This is a genomic window from Telluria sp. AC161, from assembly GCF_979258535.1.
Map to the genome: position 1 here is coordinate 3,721,212 of NZ_OZ409861.1, position 17,456 is coordinate 3,738,667.

The following is a 17,456-nucleotide window of genomic DNA, read 5'->3' on the forward strand; positions in this document are numbered from 1 at the left end:
CGCCGTTACGCCACTACGCCATTACGCTGCTTCGCGCCCCAGCAAGCCCTCGATCGCCGCCAGCAGCACCGTCTCCTGGTACGGCTTGCCGAAGTAGGCATTCACGCCCAGCCCGAGCGCCACGTTGCGGTGCTTGTCGGCAGTGCGCGACGTGATCATGATGATCGGGATCGCCTTCGTTGCCTCATTGCCCCGCACATTGCGGGTCAGGTCGAAGCCGTCCATGCGCGGCATCTCGATATCGACCAGCATCAGGTCCGGCGCGCCCTGCCCGATCAGTTCCAGCGCCTCGATGCCGTCCTTGGCCAGCACCACGCGATAGCCTTCGCGTTCGAGCAGGCGCTGCGTCACGCGCCGCACCGTCAGCGAATCGTCGACCACCATCACGATGGGGCGCCGTACCTGGGCCGCGATGGCCTGCTGCACACGCGCCTCACCCTGCGGTTGCTGCGCCAGTGCCAGCGGATCGAGGATCAGGACGATCTCGCCCGAACCCAGGACCGTGGCGCCGTCGATGCCCGGCATGCGCGCCAGCTGGCGACCGATGTTCTTGACCACCACCTCGCGGTTGCCCAGCACGTCGTCCACGCGCAGCGCGATGCGGCGGCTGCCGCCATTCAGCACCAGCACCGGCGTCGAACGCTGCGTTGTGATGCGTTCGTCGTCATCCATGCCCAGCAAGTCTGGCAAGCCGTAGAGCGCCAGTTCGTGGCCAGCCAGCCCGATGTTGCCAGCGTCGATCGCGGCGGCCAGGTCGGCCTCGCGTACCTGCTGCACCGCCTCGACCAGCGTCGATGGCACCGCATGGGTGCGGCCACCGGCCACCACCAGCACGACCTGCGCCACGGCCAGCGTCAGCGGCAGCGTGATGGTAAAGCGCGCGCCCTGCCCGGCTTCGGACGCCACTGCGACGCGTCCGCCCAGCGCCTGCGCTTCGGAGCGCACCACGTCCATGCCGACGCCACGCCCGGCCAGTTCGGTCAGCGTGTCCGCCGTCGAGAAGCCCGGCGCGAAAATCAGGTCGGTCACCTGGTCGTCCGGCGCCTCGTCGCCTTCGGCAATCAGGCCGCCGGCCAGCGCCTTGGCGCGGATGCGCTCGAGGTCCAGCCCCGCGCCGTCATCGCTGAAGTTGATCAGGACTTCGTTGCCATGCTGGCTGACCTGCACCAGCAGCTCGCCCGTCTCGGCCTTGCCGGCGCTCTGACGCGCCGCGCGCGGCTCGATGCCGTGCACGATCGCGTTGCGCAGCAGGTGCTCGAACGGCGCGGCCATCTGTTCCAGCACGCCCCGGTCGATTTCCACTGCGCCGCCCCGGATGTCCAGGTTGACGCGCTTGTCGGTTTCTTTCGCGGTCTGGCGCGCGACGCGGAACAGGCGCTCGGACAGGCTGGCAAACGGCACCATCCGCACCCGCATCAGGTCGCGCTGCAGATCGCGCGTCATGCGCGCCTGGGCCGACAGTTCTTCGTTGGCCGAATCGACCGTGCGCGCCAGGCTTTCCTGGAACGAGGCGACGTCGTCGACGCTTTCGGCCAGCATGCGCGTGAGTTCCTGCAGGCGCGTGAAGCGGTCGAATTCGAGCGGATCGAATTCGCGCTCGCCGGCAATCGACAGGCGCGAGGCGATCTGCGACTCGGCCTGCATCTCGATCTCGCGCAACTGGCGCCGCAGGCGGCCCACGTTGTCCGAGAAGTCGCCGAGCGACGACTTGAGGACGCCAATCTGGTTTTCCAGGCGCGAGCGCGTGATCGACACCTCGCCCGCCTGGTTCACCACGCGGTCGAGGATGTCTGCGCGCACGCGCACCAGCGGCGCGCGGGCCGGCGCGGCCGGCGCGGCCGCGGGGGCATCTGCGGAGGCCGGCGCCGCTGTCGTTGCAGAATCGGCGCCGGCCGGCTGCTGCAGGCCCTCGAACAGCAGCATCGCGCTGTCGTAGTTGGCCAGCAGCTCGTCGAACGCGCTCGGCGGCAGCGTCGAGGTGCCGGCATGCACCATGTTCTCGATCTGCGTTTCCAGTTCGTGCGCGTGCTGGCCAAGACGCATCGCGCCGGCCATGCGCGCGCTGCCCTTGACGGTGTGCAGGTCGCGCTGCATGCGCTGCGCGACGCCGGCGTTGGACGGCTCCTGCTGCCACTGGCGCAGGTCGTGTCCGATGCGCGGCAGCAGGTCGGTCGCTTCTTCGAGGAAGACCGGCAGCAGGTCGGCGTCGATCTCGTCGACGTACCCGCTGGCACCGACCAGCTCGGACTCGTGCAGGTCGTCGAGCGCCAGCTCGGGTTCCGGTGCAGGTTCCGGTTCGGGTTCAGCTTCCGGTTCAGCTTCAGGTTCCGGCACCGGTTCGGCCAGCACCGCTTCATCGGGCGTCACCGCCACGAAGCCAGCCTCCCCCGGCTCTGGGGCGGCCTGTTCCAGCGCTGGCGCCGCGAACGGGTCGTCACCGAATGCGCTGAAGATGTCGTCGATATCGTCCGAGGCTGCTGCAGGCGCGGCCTCGCGAGGCGCAGGCGCCGGCGCCATGAATGGCGGCGGCTCGGCCAGCAACTGCTTGTAGGCGTCGGCAAACAGCGTATCGAGACGGCTGGCCAGCGCCGGTTCGAGCTTGTCGAACGGCGATGTGCCCAGGCGCGCGCGCAGCGCGGCCAGCTGTTCGATCAGGTCCGGCTGCGCCGGCGCCAGTTCGCCCAGCGTGAACACGTGCAGCATCGCGCGCATGCGCGCCAGCGTCGTGTCGAACAGGGCCAGCCCGTCCTCGTCGAGTGGCGCGCCCGGCACGGTGAGCTTCTCGAGCGTTCTTTCCAGCGCATGCGCCAGTTCGCACAGGTCGGTGTAGCCGACCGTGGCCGAGGTGCCGGCCAGCGTGTGCGCGGCCGTGATCGCATCAGCGGACGCACGCTGCGCCGGGTCCTGGCGCAGCGCGGCGAACGCGTCTTCCAGCGTGGCGCACAGCGATTCGGTTTCGAGCAGGTAGACGTCGTGCAGCGCCTGGCCAATGGTCAGGTTGCCCACGCGCCGCACGCCATCCTCGCCCGGCGGCGTGATCTGCACGTCGAGTACAGGGATATCGTCGAACTGCGCATCGAATTGCGCGTCCAGCTGTCCATCGGTGACTGGCGTCGCATCGGCCGGCGGCTCGAACGCGCCGCCCTCCTGCACCCGCGCAGCTGCCTCGATCAGCGCCGCGCCATCGCGCTGTGGTGCCTGCCCGGCGGCCAGTTCGGCCACCCAGGCATCCAGTTCGGCATAGGCGTGCGCGAGCAGCGCCAGCAGGTCGGCGGTGGCCGCGCGGCCGTCGGCCAGCCAGATGTTCATGACCCGCTCGATGCTGGCGGCGGTGGCGCCAAAGGCTTCCAGGCCCACCATGCGGCTGCTGCCCTTGAGCGTGTGGAAGGCGCGGCGCAGGCCCGTCAGCGTTTGCTGGTTGCCCGGCTCGTCGGCCGCGCGCGGCAGCGTCTCGACCACGACGCCGAGCACTTCCTGCGCTTCGGCGATGAAAATCCCGAGCAGTTCGGCATCGACGTCGTCGTGGGCGTCGGCCACAGGCGCCACCGGCGTCTCGACCGCGGCAGGGGCCTCGGTGAACTCGAACGGCAGTTCGCGCAGCAGCTGTTTCTCGGTGTCGAACGTGAAGCGGCCGCGCGCCAGCGCGCTGTCCTGCGCCAGCAGGTCGGCAAAGAAGCCCAGGGCGCCGATGTTCTGCGCAATATTGTGCAGCGACGCGTGCTGCGCGGTGACATCGCTGGCGCTGTCGGCCAGCGTGCGTACTGCGTCCTCGACGTGGCGCACCGTCAGCACGGCCTGCTCCTGGTCGAGGATGGCAAACGCACCCTGCAAGCCATGCAGCACCGGCCCGGCCTGTTCCAGCACCTGGCGTTTGGACGGGTCGTCGTAATAATCGTCGAGCAGTTTTTCGATCTGGCGCAGGCCGGCCTTGACCTCGCCCGCCAGCACGGCCACGGTCTGGCCCTGCTGGATCTGGCGCGCCAGTTCGCCCTGCCACTGCGGCGCATCGGGCGGGGTTTCGCCGGCGGCCAGCGCCAGCAGGCGCGCGCCGACGGCTTCGGCGTTCTGCGAAAAATCGTCGGGCAACTGGCGCAGCTGGTCCAGGCTGTTCTCGACGAACAGCATGGCGGCCGCCATCTCCAGCCCGAACTGGTCATCGCGGCCCGACTGCACCGAGTCGCCCGCCGCGCGGCCCAGCTCACGCAGCAGTTGCGCGAGCGCCGGTGCGCCCAGCTTGTCGCTGGCGCCGGCCAGGCGCGCCAGCGCATCGTTGAAATCGGTCTCGACCGCGGCGTCGGGCTTGCCATCGCCGGCGATCAGGTCCCAGTCCGACTTGGTGCGGGCCAGCGCTTCGCGCGCATCCTTCAGTGCCTGCGGATCGAGTTTGCCGTAGCGCCGTTCGGCGTAGTCGTGCGGCACCGCACCGTCCAGGCCCAGGGCCTGGCGCAGCGCACCTGCCTCCGGGCCCGGCGCGCAGGAGGCGGCCACGAAGAACAGCGCGTCGCGCAGCATCGTCTCGGGCGAATCCTGCTGGCCCTTGGCCAGGCGCCGCAACTGCAGATTGATCTGGCCAAAGAGCTGTTTGACATACAGGTCGGTGGCGATCTGGCCGTCGGCCACCACGGTGGCAAACGCATGCAGCGCCTGCCAGAACAGGCGCGCGCGTGCGCTTTCCTGCGCGCCGGCGATCGGCGCGATTGCCGCAGCCATGTCGTGCGCCTGTACGCGGCGCGCGGCATCGTCGTCGGCCTTCAGGTACGGCAGCAGGGCTTTTTCGAACTGCGCGCGGCAGGCCGCGATGTCGACCTCGCCAACGGCAGTACCAGTGGCCGGCAGTTCGGGCAGCACCGACAGATCGAGGGGCAACAGGTCGGCCGGATGGACCTTGGTCTCACCCTGGCGTTCGACCATGTCGCGGTAATACGGGAACAGGCGCGCCGGCTGTTGCGGGGCGCCGCCCAGGAGTTCGTCGAGGTATTCGCCCAGCGCCCCGAAGGCGTCCAGCACCACCTGCACGCTCTCGGCGTTGCAGGCCAACTGACCATCCTTGAAACGATCGAGCACCGCTTCGGCGGCGGCGGTGAACACGCCAACGCCTTCGACATCGACCATCTGCAAGGCGCCGTGCGCCTGGTGCAGATGCGATTTCGCATGCAGCAGCAGCGTTGGCTGCGCCTCGGGCGAGCGGCCAGCGGCGTCGCGCAGGGACGTCGCGGCGCGCGTGAGGGCGTCGCGGATTTCGCCAATGACCCAGGACAGCGGGCCGGTATCAAAACTGCTGGAGCGGTTCAAGGTCGTCATCGCCCGGTCAGGATACCACGCGGAAGCGGGACACCGAATCCTTCAATTCCTGCGCCAGCGTGGCCAGTTCCTGAATGGACAGCGCGGTCTGGCGGGTACCCTGGCGGGTCTGTTCGGTCACGGCCAGGATCTGCTGCATCTTGTCGGCCACGCCGGTGGCCTTGGTGGCCTGGCGTTCGGTGGCGGTCGACATGTCGCTGATCAGGTCACCGAGGCGGTTCGAGACGCGCGAAATGTCCGACAGCGCAGCGCCGGCGGCGTCCGACAGGCGCGCCCCCTCGACCACACCCTGGGTCGATTTTTCCATTGCCGCCACCGCGTCGTGGGTGTCGGTCTGAATGGTGCGCACCAGCGCGCCGATCTGCTTGGCCGCGTCGCCCGAGCGTTCGGCCAGGCGCTGCACCTCTTCAGCCACGACCGAGAAGCCGCGCCCTGCTTCGCCGGCCGATGCGGCCTGGATTGCGGCGTTCAGCGCCAGCACGTTGGTCTGCTCGGTAATGTCCGAAATCAGCTCGGTGATCTCGCCGATCTCCTGCGACGATTCGCCCAGGCGCTTGATGCGCTTGGAGGTTTCCTGGATCTGCTCGCGGATTTCCTGCATGCCCTCGATGGCATTTTGCACCGCGGTCGAGCCCTGCGCCGCCGCCGCCACCGACTGGCGCGCCACGTCGGCCGATTCGAGGGCCGAACGCGACACGTCGGTAATCAGGCCAGCCAGGCGCAGCGTCGTCGTCGACGCATCCTGAATCTCGCGCGACTGCTGCTCGGCCGCGCCCAGCAGCTCGGTCGAGACGTCCTGCGCACCGTTCGATGCGCGCGCCACCTGCTCCGCCGTGCGGATGACCCGCACCACCAGTTCGCGCAATTCTTCGACCGTGTAGTTGACCGAGTCGGCAATCGCGCCGGTGATGTCTTCCGACACCGTCGCCTGCACGGTCAAGTCGCCGTCCGCGACGTCCTGCAGTTCGTTCATCAAGCGCAAAATGGCGGCCTGGTTCTGTTCATTGGTGGCCTTGGCTTCTTCTTCCTTGGTCTGCGCCAGGTGGCGCATCGCTTCGGCTTCCTGGCGGCGTCCTTCGGCGCCGGCGGCGCGTTCGCGCGATTCCTGCAGCATGGCGCGGGTGGTGCCCAGCGTGGCGAGCAGCGTGAACACGCCGGCGCCGATGGCCAGCCAGAACCACGGGCTGATCTGGGCCTGGTCGCGCTGGTAATCCATGTGCAGCTTGGCGAGCATCACGCGCAGCGGTTCGCTGTCGCGCGAGATCAGGCGCTCGGCGGCGCGGGCGCCGGCGTAGCTGGTCAGGTTGCCGATCAGCGGCGTGACGGTCTTCACGTATTCGCGCAGGCTGTCGCGGGTGCGCGACAGGCGCACGCGCATTTCGAGGTCCGTCAGCGGGGCCAGGCCATAGCGGCCGCCGCCATCGAGCAGGCCATCGACGAGCGCTTCGAGCGAGGCGATGTCGCCCAGGATGTAGGTCACCGCGTTCTGGGTCGAACCCGGCGTGTTGAAGGTCTGGGCGCCGGCCGTCAGGCGCTGGGTCACCGACAGCAGGCTCAGTGCCGCCATCTGGCGCCGGGCGTCGGCGGACTCGTCGCGCTGCAGGCGTTCGGCAATGGCGACCAGCTCCGGGCCCACTTCTTCATACTGGGCCAGACTTCCGCCGAAGGCGATCAGGTTGCGCCGGTTGCCGAGAATGTTGGCAGCGGCCTTGGACGAGCGGTTCCACAGCACGATGGCTTTTTGCAGGTCGTCGGCGCGCGCGCCGCTGGCGGCGGGAATGCGGCCGGTCGGCGACTGGCCGCCACGCGCCAGCAGATCCAGTTCGCGACCCAGTTCGGTGCGGCTCTCTTCCAGCTGGAAGAACGCTTGCGCATCGCCGCGCAGCGCGATCGGCGCCGCCTTGGCGAAACGCTGCGAGTGCATCACGGCGTCACCGGCGACCTGGCTCTGCCCCGCCAGGCGGGCGTCGCTGGCGGCGTTCTGCCACATGGCCAGCACGGTCAGCACCGCGCCGGCGGCGACGGCGCCCAGCAGCAGGCGCAGGCGATTCGGCTGGAAGCCGCTGCCCATGAGCGTCGCGCGCATGTCGCCCGCGCCATCGGAGACGGCGTCGTCGCGGCCACGAAAGCCGCCCAGGCGGCGCGCCGCTGCGGCGGCCGAACCAGTGGCCGATCCGGTGGCTGCCCCGTCAGGCGCCGCAGCGTCGGCGACGGGGACCGGCGTGACCGGCCGCACCGCGTCATCGGCTGCGCCACCCCTGGCGAAGACATTCATGGTCAATTTCGAGGCGAATCCCATTCCGGCTCCCTGTGCTGCAATTAGTATGTTCGGTTAGCGTGCAATGTGCAGGAAGCGCTCTTCGCGCACCAGCGCCGCCAGCGACAGCGGCATCCATGTGTTGCCATCGGCATCGCGCAGGGCGTCGCCGTCGCGCGTCATCGTCCCGGCATGGCGCAAGCCATACACCGCGGACGCGAGCAGCGCGCAATTCAGGCCCAGGGCTGGTGCAAACACCAGCAGGCGTGGCGTGCTGCCAGGGACCGCCGCTGCGGCCACGTGCCCGTCATCGAGATAGCGCGCCAGGTCGATCACGCCCAGCAGGCTGCCGCGCACATTGGCCAGCCCCAGGTACCACGGGCGGGTCAGCGGCACGGGCGTGACCGGCACGGGTGCGACGATCTCGCCCACTTCGGCCAGGTCGACCAGATAGCGCGCGCCGCCGATGGCCAGGCCCAGTTGCGCCACGCTGGCGCCGGCGCCGTTCTTGGCCGCCTGCATCCGTTCGAGCAGCTGCTCCTGGTACAGGCGCAGGCGGGTGCGCCGCGCCGCGGGATCGCGGCGGCCTGCACGTTCGTCCGCGCCGCCGGTGGTCATGCCTTCACGCTGCCGGTAGCGTCGCCCGGCACGGCCAGCGCCGCAATGGCCGCCAGCAGGCGCGCCGGATCGACCGGCTTGACCAGGTATTCCTTGGCGCCCTGGCGCATGCCCCAGATACGGTCGGTTTCCTGGTCCTTGCTGCTGCAGATGATGATCGGCAGCGCCGCCAGCTCGGGGTCGCGCGAAATGGCGCGGGTCACCTGGAAGCCGTTGGTGCCGGGCATGACCACGTCCATCAGAATCAGCTGCGGGCGCTCGGCGCGAATGCGCTCGATCGCTTCGTCGCCGCTGACGGCGGTGCATACGGTAAAGCCGTTCTTGACCAGGATGTCGGTCAGGTACAGTCGTTCGGTCGGCGAATCGTCGACGATGAGAATCTTTTGAATGGCCACGCAGGGCTCCAGCGTTGGTTGAATCGTCAGCCTGCCGCCGGCGCATGCTCGCGCACGGCCGCCAGCAGGCTGTCTTTGGTAAAGGGTTTGGTCAGGTAGGCGCTGGCGCCGACCATCGCGCCGCGCGCGCGGTCGAACAGGCCGTCCTTGGACGAGAGCATCAGCACCGGGGTCGCGTGAAACCGCACGCTCTTCTTGATCAGCGCGCAGGTCTGATAGCCATCGAGGCGCGGCATCAGGATGTCGCAAAACACGAGCGCAGGATGGTGGTCGTTGATCTTGGCGAGCGCGTCGAAGCCATCGTCGGCCAGCACCACGTGGTAGCCCGCCTGGGTCAGGAAGATCTCTGCTGACCGGCGGATCGTGCTGCTGTCATCGATCACCATGATGGTCAGGCTTGATGATTGCGGCGATGTCGTCATGGTCGTTTCACTTCGGCTTGAAGTGCCACGATAGCATAACGAATCTTTCTTGTGCGCAAAGTGTTGCAGGGAGTCAACTACACGTTTGCGATGGCATCAGGGGCTTGCCAGGATGCCATGCAAGCACAACAACAGGTGTTATATCGCTGTCATTTCAAAGTCGTCCTTGCGTGCGCCGCACTCGGGACAGGTCCAGTTCATCGGTACGTCGGCCCAACGGGTGCCCGGCGCAATGCCGTCCTCCGGTGCGCCGGCAGCTTCATCGTAGACCCAACCGCAGATCAGGCACATCCAGGTCAGGAACGGGGCGGTGGATTCAGTACTCACGGTGTTGATCCTTGTATCTAGTAAAATGTGGAATCAGAATCCGGCATCTTAATCTACCCGTCGTGCAAAACCAACCGTTACCCCTCATCCTGAGTTTTGGCGTCTGCGATCCCGTCGGCGCGCTGGGCGTGCAATCGGACGTCGCCGCCTTTGCCGCCCTCGGGTGCCACGGGCTGTCGGCCATTGCGGGTCTGCTCGTGTCCGACAGCGCCCGTGTCGAGCACATGTATGAGCTCGACAGCGACTGGATGGCCGAACAGGCGCGCGCGCTGCTCGAAGACATGCCGATCGCCGCCTTCAAGGTTGGCGCCGTGGGCACTGCGCTGCACCTGGCCGCCATTGCCGAGATCGTGTCCGACTACCCGGACGCGCCGCTGATCCTCGACCCGTTCCTGTCGGCCCTGCCCGACGCCGGCATGGGCGACGAAGAAATGCTGATGGCCCTGCGTTCCATTCTGGCGCCGCAAGCCACCGCCCTGATCCTGTCGCAGGCCGAACTGGGCCGCATGGCCGAGCTGTGGCGCGACGGCGGCGATGCCGATCCCGGCAACCTCGACGAAGACGTGGCCGAACTGACCTCGTCCGGCCTGCAGTATGTGCTCGTGACCGGCACGCGCGACACGGCCGGCGCCTGCTCGAACCGCCTGTTCGACACCAGCGGCGAAGTTGCGCGGGTCGACTGGCAGCACCTGCCCGGCCCGTTCCTGGGCGCCGGCAATACCTATTCGGCCGCGTTCACCGCCCTGATGGCGCGCGGCATGGATGCGCCGACCGCGCTGGCCGTGGCGCAGGAATACACCACCGGCGCGCTCGAGAACGCACAACGCTTCGGGATGGGCAAATTCATTCCCGCCAAATTCTTCCGTCCCTGAGTTTCAAGCGCGCTGCGCGGGACGGTCTTTCCTCTTCTTGAAACGTCACCATGACCATTGAACAAGCCACCTCGCGTAACGACACCCTGTTTGCCCGTGCCCAACTGACCACGCCCGGCGGCGTCAATTCACCGGTGCGCGCCTTCCGCTCGGTCGGCGGCACCCCGCGCTTCATCACGCGCGCCCTCGGCCCGCACTTCTGGGACGCCGACGGCAAGCGCTATATCGACTACATCGGTTCGTGGGGCCCGGCCATCCTCGGCCACGCCCGTCCTGAAGTGGTGTCGGCCGTGCAGGCCGCCGCCGCCAACGGCCTGTCGTTCGGCGCGCCGACCGAAGGCGAAATCGAGATCGCCGAAGAAATCTGCCGCCTGCTGCCATCGATCGAGCAGGTGCGCCTGGTCTCGTCCGGCACCGAAGCGACGATGAGCGCACTGCGCCTGGCGCGCGGCGCCACGGGCCGCGACAAGATCGTCAAGTTCGAAGGCTGCTACCACGGCCACGCCGATTCGCTGCTGGTGAAAGCCGGCAGCGGCCTGCTCACCTTCGGCAATCCGACCTCGGCTGGCGTGCCGGAAGACTTCGTCAAGCACACGCTCGTGCTCGACTACAACGATGTGGCGCAACTGGAAGATGCGTTCGCGACGATGGGCGACGAGATCGCCTGCGTGATCGTCGAGCCGGTGGCCGGCAACATGAACCTGATCCGCGCCACGCCTGCATTCCTGCAGAGCATGCGCGACCTGTGCACGAAGCACGGCGCCGTGCTGATCTTCGACGAAGTGATGTGCGGCTTCCGCGTGGGCCTGCAGGGCGCGCAAGGCATGTACGGCATCCAGCCTGACCTGACCGCGCTGGGCAAGGTCATCGGCGGCGGCATGCCGGTGGCGGCGTTCGGCGGGCGCGCCGAGCTGATGCAGAAGATGGCGCCGATCGGCCCGGTGTACCAGGCCGGCACGCTGTCGGGCAATCCGGTCGCAGTGGCGGCGGGCATGACGACGCTCAAGCTGATCCAGGAAGCCGGGTTCTACGAGCGCCTGACCGCGACGGCGAACCGCCTGGTGGCCGGCCTGACCGAGGCCGCGCGCGAAGCGGGCATCGACTTCTGCGGCGACGCCGTGGGCGGCATGTTCGGCATGTACTTCTCGAAGGAAGTCCCGGGCAGCTACAGCGAAATGATGGCCGGCGACAAGGAGCGCTTCAACCGCTTCTTCCACGGCATGCTGGACGAAGGCGTGTACTTTGCCCCGGCGATGTTCGAGGCAGGCTTCGTGTCGATCCAGCACGACGACGCGGCGATCGACGAGACCATCGAAGCGGCGCGGCGCGTGTTCAAGCGGATTGGGTGACAGCCACTGGCCCCCAGGCCGTCATTCCCGCGGAGGCGGGAATCCCATTGCCTGCGTCGCGACCGGCTTGAACTTTAGTGGACGTGCAACGGACTTGGATTCCCGCCTGCGCGGGAATGACGGGGGTAAAGAGTCACGGGACGGCCTTATTTCAGCCAGCCACGCCTTCTGAAATACCACAGCGGTGCCACGCCGCAGCCAATCATCAACAGAATGGCCAGTGGGTACCCGAAGCGCCATTGCAGCTCGGGCATCACGGCGAAGTTCATGCCGTAGACGCTGGCGATGAGGGTCGGCGGCAGGAACGCGACCGAGGCCACCGAGAAGATCTTGATGATCTTGTTCTGGTTGATGTTGATGAAGCCGACCGTGGCGTCCATCAGGAAGTTCACCTTGTCGAACAGGAACGAGGTGTGGCCGTCGAGCGACTCGATGTCGCGCAGGATCTGGCGCGCTTCCTCGAACTGGTCCGAGTTCAGCAGGCGCCCGCGCATCAGGAAGCTGACTGCGCGGCGCGTGTCCATCATGTTGCGTCGGATGCGGCCGTTCAAGTCTTCCTCGTGCGCGATCGCGTTCAGCGCGGCGGCCGCGTCCTGGTCGGTAAATTCTTTCTGCAGCACGCGGGTCGAGACTTCTTCGAGACTCTCGTAGATGCCCTCGAGCGAGTCGGCCGAATACTCGGCGTCGGTCGCGTACAGGTCGAGCAGCACGTCCATATAGTCTTCGATCGAGCCGGGCCGCGAACGGGCGCGCATGCGCACCAGGCGGAACACCGGCAAGTCGTCGTTGTGCACCGAGAACAGGATCTTGCCCGACAAGATGAATGCCACCGTGATCACGCGTGACGGTCCGTCTTCTTCTTCCAGCAAAAAGTCGGTGCGCAGATGCAGGTCGCCGTTTTCGGCTTCGTAGTAACGCGCCGATGCTTCGATGTCCTGGACTTCGTCTTCGCCCGGCAGGATCACGTTGTACTTGGCCTTGACCCAGACGCGCTCTTCCTCGCTCGGATCGGTCAGGTCGACCCAGACCGGCGCCACGCTCTCGAGTTCCTCGCGGGATTCGATCGTGACCTGGTTCAGGCGGCCGTTCTGTAGGACGAATACATTGATCATGCGGTGGGTCTCGCTATTCTTGGCCGGTCGACAAAAGTAGCGCAAGTGTAACCGTTTGCCCGCCGTGGAGCCAACTCCAGCGCCATAAACGCGCGTTTATGGCCGCTCATCCGCACGTGGCACGTCGGCCGACGGGATCCGGCGCTGGATCGTGCTGGTGCGGCGCTCCAGGTAGCGGGTCGAGCGGTTCTTGTCGTAGAAGCGGGGATTGGGCAGCATCACGGCCAGCCGTGCGGCCTGCGCCGTGCTCAGTTTGGCGGCGGACGTCTTGAAGTAGTAGCGCGCCGCCGCTTCGGCGCCGAACACGCCGCGCCCGAACTCGGCCACATTCAGGTAGATTTCCAGGATGCGTTGCTTGCTCATCACGGCTTCGAGCATGAACGCGATGATGGTTTCCTGCCCCTTGCGCAGATAGCTGCGCGAGCCGGACAGGAACAGGTTCTTGGCCAGTTGCTGGGTGATGGTCGAGCCGCCGCCCACCAGCTTGCCCCGGCGCTCGTTGCGCTCGTAGGTGCGCTCGATGGCTTTCAGGTCCACGCCGTAGTGCTCGTTGAAATTGGCGTCTTCAGACGCCACCACTGCCCGCTTCAGATTGTACGAAATCCGCTCGTACGGCACCCATTCGTGCTTGAGTGTGGCATTGGGATTGGTTTCGCGCAGCACCGACAATTGCGCGCGCATGAAGCTGGTCGAGCCGGGATCGACCTGCGAATACCAGCACACCATCAGGAAGAAATACAGCTGGACCAGCAGCACGATCAGCAACGGCCCCAGAAAGAGCCACTTGATCCAGCGCCGCTTCGCTGGTGCCTTCGCTGATCCCTTCGCTGGTGTCTTACTGCGCGATGTGGCCACGGGTGACCCCTGTTATTGTGATTGACGCATCGATGCCAGCACGTGCGCCGTGCCCGGCCGCTTGCCCCGCCACAGCGCGAACGCTTCGGCGGCCTGCTCCACCAGCATGCCCAGGCCGTCGCGCACGGCGGCGCCATGACCCGAAGCAAAGTCCATGAACACGGTAGGCTTGTTTCCGTACATCATATCCAACGCGAGCGTGTCCGGGCCGAATACGGTTGCCGGCACCGGCGGCACGGCGGCGTCCAGGCTGGCCGACGTCGCATTGACGATCACATCGAAGGGGCCGTCGACATCGGAGAAATTGCTGACCGCCAGGCGCGCCGCATGGTCGGCAAATTCCGCCACCAGCGCCTCGGCGGTGGCCAGCGTGCGGTTGGCAATGACGATCTGGCGCGGACCGGCGTCCAGCAACGGCAGCAGCGCGCCGCGCGCAGCACCACCGGCGCCCAGCAGCAGCACGCGCTTGCCGTCCAGCGACACGCCCGCATTGCGCACGATGTCGGCCACCAGGCCCACGCCGTCCGTGTTGTCGCCGACGATCTCGCCGCCCTCGAACACCAGCGTATTGACGGCGCCGGCCGCCTGCGCGCGCGGGGTCAGCCGCGTGGCCAGGCGCGCCGCTTCGAGCTTGAATGGCACGGTGACGTTGGCGCCCTTGTAGCCTTCGCCCACCAGGCGCGCCACCGTCGCGGCAAAGCCATCGACGGGCGCCAGGCATTGTTCATACTGAATATCCTCGCCCAGCTCTGCGGCATATTGCGCGTGGATCCGGGGCGACTTGCTGTGGGCAATCGGGTTGCCGATAACGCAGTAACGGTCGGTCATGGCGAAGCATTCCCCAGGGTTGCGCGCAGACTGTCTTCGCGGGTGAACTGGAAGCGCGTAAACACTTCCCACAAATCGTCCTTGCCCTTGGTGCGCATATTGGCCGGGAACGCGCCGTACGGCGCCGAGCGGCGCACGATGTCGAGCGCCGCCTTGTCAAGCGCAGGATTGCCCGAGCTGCGCTCGACCTTCGGGCCGCCATCCTTCAGGTACAACGTGCCATCCTGGTACACGGGGATGTACACCACCAGCTCGCCATACAGCTTCTTGCCGGCCTGCTGCGGGAAATTGAGCGTGCCGACTTCCTCGATCCGCTTCTGCATCGCCTTGTAGTACAGCGCGTACCCGGCCTCGCGCGTGCTCGGCGTGATCTTCGTGCGTTTCGGGCGGCGGTTTTCTTCTTCGATGCGTTCGAAGATTTCGGCAGCGCTGCGCGAGATGGCGCGCGACGTGTCGAGGTTGTCTTCGCCCGTGCGCGACGGGTCCGGCTTTTCCCGTTCAGTGACGGGTGGCGCGGTAAAGCTCGACGTGCGGGCGCGCGTGACGACGTCCTGCTGGATCTGCTCGAGCGCGGCGATGCGGCGCTGCAGCGCTTTGATGCTGTCGCCATCCTCGACCTTGCGCAGGTCGGGCAGCGGCGACTTGGCGCGGCCCGCTTCGGCGGCGCCGCCACCGTCCAGGTTGGCCTGGGCCAGCGCATCGGCCTTGGCCGGCGCGCGGTCGTGCTTGGCATTCACCAGGATGACTTCGAGCCCCGGGTCGGCCGGCGTCTGGCGAAATGTTTCAGGCGCAGCAAAGCGCACCGCCAGCAGCGCCGCGTGGGCTGCCACCGATACGGCCAGGGCAATGATCAGGGGACGGTTGTGTAGGAGAGACTTCACGCGCTGCGGGTGAGAATTGAATCGGAGAATTGATTCATTCTAACCTGAGGCGAACCCATACGGGAGGTGGAATTGGCGTGCGCCACAACGTGATGGGTTCGACAATATCAGCCGGATAACGATCGTTATCACGCAGTCAAGCCTGCCGGTCACGCATGGCATTGGCTGCCATGCGTGACTGCTGCAATCAGGGCGCTGCTTGCGGCGTGGCGTCCGCCGCGCCCGTGTCCACCACGGCAACCGCGCCTTCCGCTTCCACCGCTTCGGCCGCTGCCGCTTCGCCAGTGTCGGTATCGGCTTCGGCGTCCTCTTCATCCCCGATGGTCGCATCCGGCGTGCTGCTGGCCACTTCCAGCAAACGCGCCTCGAGGTTCAGCTCGATCTCGTCCCAGCGGACGATGTCGAGCTTGACCTGCGCGCCGCGCGCCACCTGCGACATGCCTGGCAGGCGCACTACCAGCGGCACGTCGGTCAGGCGCACGAGCTCGTCCTTGAGCACGACGGCGTCGACCATCTTGACGCCCTCCTGTCCCAGCCAGCGCAGGCACCAGTAGCGCTCCATGTTCTGCTGGAACTCGTTGTAGGCCGCGTACGCCGCGTCGAAGCTCGACACGATCGAGAACAGCGTCGCATCGCGGTGCTTGAATGGCGCGACGAGTGGCGCCGTGACGCCGTTTTCGGCCGCCGCGATGATCTGCCACTGGTTGACCAGGTCGGTGTAGCGGCGCAGCGGCGATGTGCTCCATGCGTACTGGTCCACGCCCAGGCCCTGGTGCGGCGCGGCGTGCGTGACCATGCGCACCTGCATCTTGGCGGCCCAGCCGCCGGCGCCCGGCCCCTGCGAGCGGTAGATGCCCGGCACGCCCGAGTCGTGCAGCAGCTTGCCCCAGGTGCTGTTGGCAAAGATCATCAGCTCGGCGACGATCTTGTCCAGCGGCGCGCCCCGCTTGCGGCGCACGATCGAGACCACGTCGTCTTCGACGTAGAAATTGAAGTCCATGCGGTTGGCTTGCTCGGGCTTGAGGCCAAAGGCTTCGCGCTTTGCCATGCGGCCGGCTTCGAGCTGCAAGGCCCACTGCCACAACTGGCCCAGTTCTTCCTTGTGCGGATACTCGCCCTCGCCGCTCTGGAGGGTTTCCTCATTCACCAGGTCATCCAGGTCGTTATGACGCAGATTGCTCTTGATCGGCACCAGCTCGGCGCGCGTCGTCGTCGAGATAACGCTCCAGTCTTCGGGATTGAGCACGGCGTACAGCGACAGCGCCGGGCAATCGTTGCCCTCGGCCAGCGTGAACGCATTGACCACCTCGTCCGGCAGCATCGTGATCTTGTCCCCCGGCATGTACACGGTCGACATGCGCGCGCGGGCGATCTTGTCGATCGCGTCGTCCGGACGCACAGCCAGGCCCGGCGCGGCGATGTGGATACCCACGCGCACGGTACCGTCTTCCAGCTTGACGACCGAGAACGCATCGTCGATCTCGGTCGTGGTCACGTCGTCGATCGAGAATGCGGCAACGTCGGCGCGTGGCAGGTCGGTCGGCGCTTTCGGTACGTCCACCGGCGCAAAACCGGCGCCGCGCGGGAAGTTCTCGAACAGGAAGCGGCCCATGTGCAGGTCTTTGGGCGAGGCCAGGCCGCCGACGTCCAGCATCAGGCGCGCTGGGTTGGTCTGCAGTTCGTTGGCCGCGGCCTCGAACGCCTTGTATTCAATGGTGTTCTTGTCGGGCTTGAACAGCAGCTGGTGCACGAGCGGCTGCATCGACTCGGGCAGCTTGCCGGCTTTCAGCTCATCGACATAGCCAGCCTGGATGATCGCCTGCTGCTTTTTCTTTTCGATACCGGCCAGCGCGGCCTTGAGCGACGCTTCCGGCGCGGCCTTGTAGCGGCCACGGCCCTTCTTGTAGAAGTAGATCGGCGAGCCATGCAGCGTCAGCACGAGGCCGGCCGCTTCGTGCGGCAGCGGCGCGTGGCCGAAGTATTCGGCGCCCAGCTCGGCAAAGCCGAATTCGTCTTCGCCCGCGACTTCCCACAGGAACTCGAGGTCGACTTCTGCCGCCACGGCCTTGGCCGCGTCCATCAGCTCTTGCGGGCCGGGCTTTTCAAATTGCAGCAGGACGTCGCGCGTCTTGACCTTGGTGCGCTTGCCGCTGGCCAGTTCGACCTGGTATGCCTCGCCGGCTTGCGACAGGATGGCGCCGACCTTGAAGTCGCCCGATTCCTCAAAAAATACATTCAT

13 protein-coding genes are annotated in these 17,456 nt (G+C 66.9%); 2 read left to right on the forward strand and 11 right to left on the reverse strand.

Going from position 1 to position 17,456, the window contains the following annotated elements; translation table 11 throughout:
• Positions 1-21: 21 nt before the first annotated feature.
• The 6 genes from ACZ0AJ_RS16590 to ACZ0AJ_RS16615 all read right to left on the reverse strand — a co-directional run bounded on the left by ACZ0AJ_RS16590 (position 22) and on the right by ACZ0AJ_RS16615 (position 9,284).
• Positions 22-5,301 carry a hybrid sensor histidine kinase/response regulator gene (locus ACZ0AJ_RS16590; protein ID WP_499455653.1) on the reverse strand — a complete coding sequence of 1,760 codons (5,280 nt, stop codon included), beginning with the start codon at positions 5,299-5,301 and terminating at the stop codon, positions 22-24.
• A 7-nt stretch (positions 5,302-5,308) separates the two neighbouring features.
• Complete coding sequence (locus tag ACZ0AJ_RS16595) at positions 5,309-7,576, reverse strand: methyl-accepting chemotaxis protein (protein WP_499455655.1); 2,268 nt, start codon at positions 7,574-7,576, stop codon at positions 5,309-5,311.
• A 57-nt stretch (positions 7,577-7,633) separates the two neighbouring features.
• The gene (locus tag ACZ0AJ_RS16600; protein ID WP_183556318.1) at positions 7,634-8,176 is read right to left on the reverse strand and encodes a chemotaxis protein CheW; all 543 of its coding nucleotides are present in this window, start codon (positions 8,174-8,176) and stop codon (positions 7,634-7,636) included.
• Positions 8,173-8,571, reverse strand: a complete 399-nt coding sequence (locus ACZ0AJ_RS16605) for a response regulator (protein ID WP_499455589.1) — start codon at positions 8,569-8,571, stop codon at positions 8,173-8,175. Before ACZ0AJ_RS16605 ends, ACZ0AJ_RS16600 begins: the two co-directional genes overlap by 4 nt.
• 26 nt (positions 8,572-8,597) lie before the next feature.
• Positions 8,598-8,993, reverse strand: a complete 396-nt coding sequence (locus ACZ0AJ_RS16610; protein WP_183556317.1) for a response regulator — start codon at positions 8,991-8,993, stop codon at positions 8,598-8,600.
• A gap of 138 nt (positions 8,994-9,131) precedes the next feature.
• Positions 9,132-9,284: a rubredoxin gene (locus tag ACZ0AJ_RS16615; RefSeq protein WP_036170087.1), complete on the reverse strand. Its 153-nt coding sequence runs from the start codon at positions 9,282-9,284 to the stop codon at positions 9,132-9,134.
• Between the two features lie 98 nt (positions 9,285-9,382).
• On the opposite strand from ACZ0AJ_RS16615, the gene thiD reads away from it, so the two are divergent.
• Entirely contained in the window at positions 9,383-10,192 is an 810-nt protein-coding gene (thiD, locus tag ACZ0AJ_RS16620; RefSeq protein WP_258835643.1) for a bifunctional hydroxymethylpyrimidine kinase/phosphomethylpyrimidine kinase, read from the forward strand.
• Between the two features lie 50 nt (positions 10,193-10,242).
• Entirely contained in the window at positions 10,243-11,541 is a 1,299-nt protein-coding gene (gene hemL / locus ACZ0AJ_RS16625) for a glutamate-1-semialdehyde 2,1-aminomutase (protein ID WP_499455591.1), read from the forward strand.
• 146 nt (positions 11,542-11,687) lie between these two features.
• On the opposite strand, the gene corA is transcribed toward hemL, so the two are convergent.
• The 5 genes from corA to ACZ0AJ_RS16650 all read right to left on the reverse strand — a co-directional run bounded on the left by corA (position 11,688) and on the right by ACZ0AJ_RS16650 (position 17,456).
• Entirely contained in the window at positions 11,688-12,653 is a 966-nt protein-coding gene (corA, locus tag ACZ0AJ_RS16630) for a magnesium/cobalt transporter CorA (RefSeq protein WP_482896218.1), read from the reverse strand.
• A gap of 96 nt (positions 12,654-12,749) precedes the next feature.
• Complete coding sequence (gene mtgA / locus ACZ0AJ_RS16635; RefSeq protein WP_499455593.1) at positions 12,750-13,508, reverse strand: monofunctional biosynthetic peptidoglycan transglycosylase; 759 nt, start codon at positions 13,506-13,508, stop codon at positions 12,750-12,752.
• 12 nt (positions 13,509-13,520) lie between these two features.
• A complete protein-coding gene (aroE, locus tag ACZ0AJ_RS16640; RefSeq protein WP_499455594.1) occupies positions 13,521-14,336 on the reverse strand; it encodes a shikimate dehydrogenase in 816 nt (271 codons plus the stop codon).
• Positions 14,333-15,217, reverse strand: coding sequence for an energy transducer TonB (locus tag ACZ0AJ_RS16645; protein WP_258835647.1), 885 nt, complete (start codon positions 15,215-15,217; stop codon positions 14,333-14,335). Before ACZ0AJ_RS16645 ends, aroE begins: the two co-directional genes overlap by 4 nt.
• Positions 15,218-15,404: 187 nt before the next feature.
• A complete protein-coding gene (locus tag ACZ0AJ_RS16650; protein WP_499455596.1) occupies positions 15,405-17,456 on the reverse strand; it encodes a ribonuclease catalytic domain-containing protein in 2,052 nt (683 codons plus the stop codon).